General features: G+C 36.9%; 3 protein-coding genes. 2 read left to right on the top strand and 1 reads right to left on the bottom strand.

Annotated elements, in window-relative coordinates; all coding sequences use genetic code 11:
* Positions 1-390 precede the first annotated feature (390 nt).
* The gene (cowN, locus tag H1P_RS32640) at positions 391-675 is read right to left on the bottom strand and encodes a N(2)-fixation sustaining protein CowN (protein ID WP_144875550.1); all 285 of its coding nucleotides are present in this window, start codon (positions 673-675) and stop codon (positions 391-393) included.
* Between the two features lie 92 nt (positions 676-767).
* Here cowN and H1P_RS32635 point away from each other — a divergent pair, with 92 nt between their 5' ends.
* Both H1P_RS32635 and H1P_RS32630 read left to right on the top strand, forming a co-directional pair.
* A complete protein-coding gene (locus tag H1P_RS32635) occupies positions 768-1,445 on the top strand; it encodes a LuxR C-terminal-related transcriptional regulator (RefSeq protein ID WP_144875548.1) in 678 nt (225 codons plus the stop codon).
* Positions 1,446-1,738: 293 nt separating this feature from the next.
* Positions 1,739-1,978: a hypothetical protein gene (locus tag H1P_RS32630; protein ID WP_144875546.1), complete on the top strand. Its 240-nt coding sequence runs from the start codon at positions 1,739-1,741 to the stop codon at positions 1,976-1,978.
* Positions 1,979-2,545 lie beyond the last annotated feature (567 nt).

Genomic DNA, 2,545 nt, shown 5'->3' with positions numbered 1-2,545 from the left:
CCCCGTCTTTTCAAGGCGGGGTCTCTCTGACCGCGTCGCCGTAAGGCGTTTATACCCGTCGCATTGGGTGCAAGCGTCCGACTTAAACTGCGTGGGTTTCCCGCGCAGTCGCGGACTTGGGAATGCTTCCCGATGCGTGACTGTTAAGAAGCATTCTTGCGACAGTTCTCTGGGTCGGGAAACCCTTCTGCAAGACTGTCGCGCTATTCCACAGCGAGTGTTGACGGCTCTTCCAGCAATCACGCTACTGAATTCAAGACGATTACGCAAAGGCGTTGTCTACAATCGAGTAGGGTCTAATACCCTGTTTGATTGGCAATCGCGCTTAAAGCTTATAGCTTATAGCTCGGAAGCTCCGCTCCTTTATATCCAGCGATAAGTTGTAGCGTTTTAGCAACACTCTTCTTCAATTTGTTCTAGTAAGTTCAAAGCTTCTGTGTCTTCATATTCTTCAAATAAAGAATAAACATTATTCATTTGACTACATATAAAATGCAGTTCGTCTTGTCCAATCGATAAGCGTTCGCCACATTTAGCCTGAAAATATTCAGACCAAGGGCTATTGTGGGGAGGATTGTTAGTGTATTTCTCTATATTGCCCAAAATACGACGCGCTCTGCCGTCGCAATCAATACCTTGAAAATTGACGTATCGGTCTGGTTTTTGCTGAGTCATGGTATCTAATCAGTCTGTAAATTAACTATGGCTATGATACAGATCGGGTTTAACCGTGAATAGTCCTCGAACGGGTACACTTGGTAAAAAAAATGACGCATTACTTAAAAACTTTATTTATAGCGATCGCCCAAACCCAAAGCGAGTTACAACTACAACAAACCGTTATGAGTAAAATTGGCGAATATTTTGCTGCAAAACGCTATCGTTTGTTTTTATTAAGCCACCTTCATCCAATTGCTAACAAATCAAAGTTATTTCAATTAGCTTTCTCCTTAGAGCATAATCCCGTTTTACGTTATTTGGTAGAAAATCACGTACCAGTTCATGAAGAGATATTATTAACCGCAGAAAAGTGGAGAACTATTTGTCCTCGTTGGGATCATGGTCATGTTATGGTTGGCCCAATTGTCGATAATGGTAGTCTGATAGGTGGTTTGGCTTTAACTCGCGATCGCGATGATCGCGCTTTCAACAATCAAAATATTTTAGAGTTAAGTGCTTTGTGTCTGCACATTTCGACTCAATTGACTAAGATACAGTCCCAGCAAATAAAGTTTAATCAACATAGTCTTAAACAGATGACTCCTCGTGAATTGCACATTGCGGAATTAGTCGCACAAGGGTTAACTAATGCCGAAATTGGTAAAACTATTTGGATTACGGAAAACTCAGTTAAACAAGCTTTAAAACGAATGTTTAGTAAGTTACAAGTTTCATCCCGCGCTGAAATGATTGCTAAATTGTCTAGATATAATTGCGATCGCTAATAATCGATTAATTGAGTATCTACAATCTCAATGATTCGCTTTTCCAATGCAGTAAGATCTTATTGGTGGAAAATTTACGCTATTTTAAATTTATAGAGGGGAAAAACAACCATATATAGCTATTTATAAATCGAATCAATAGCTAAAGCGAACGAAAATTAGAGTTTTCTTGATCGAGCGATCGCTATTCAGTCCCTATAATAAGTATAAATTACACAGAATAAATATACTGTTCTTAGTAACGGAGAAATTCCTTTTGCTCTTGTCTTAGAGCTTAAATTTCCTTAGAAAAAATGGTCAATATTAATCGAACAATTAGGCAAATTTACCAGAGTCACATAGAACAACTATCTAAAAGCGATCGCTTGCGTTTGGTAAGTTTAATTCTTGATGATTTAACTCAAGATATCGAACCTCAATCAGAAAAAGATCTATCCGATCCGCGTCTGTTTCTCAGCTTAGCGAAAAATGAAAGAGACAAATTGCTGGAGCAACAAGCACAAGAAGCTCATGAACTCTATCAATTAGACTAAAAGTGAGTTAAGAGAGTGGATAGATGATTATATTGACTATTGCTAAAGAGATTGCTGGTTATTATTACTATAAGATCGCATCAATGCCCATTCAGCCAAAAATAGATTAGTAGCTGCACAATCCATAACTACCAATTCCGCTTCAGAATAATGCAAACAACTTGATTATAAAAAGTTAAATTTGATACAAAATTTTATTTTATTGTGATATTCTTACCAGTATTAATAATTAATTTAGAAACGAAAAATTAAAGGTAAAGTTGAATTGAGTGCAACAAAATATTAGAGAATAAAAATAGCTATAACGGTTACCAAATATAGCTTTAAATCCAAACATTATTGAGTAGGACAAATACCAGAGTCTTCAGAAATAAATACTAACTGCCTATCGTTAAAATACTAGTCCCCCATACCCATAAAAATTTTTTTGTCATTATCAGTCAAAGGTTTCAGAGATTGAGTACGTCCTTAATCAATTCAATAAAACTAACCGAGTGCAAGTTTTCCCTTCAGCCTAAATCTGAATGATATAACTTTCATAACGTCATCAAGCATCTGAATTTTAAG

The sequence above is a fragment of the Hyella patelloides LEGE 07179 genome, from assembly GCF_900659865.1.
Lineage (GTDB): Bacteria > Cyanobacteriota > Cyanobacteriia > Cyanobacteriales > Xenococcaceae > Hyella > Hyella patelloides.
The sequence above is the reverse complement of the archived record's forward strand: the minus strand, read 5'-3'. Positions and strand labels throughout refer to the sequence as shown.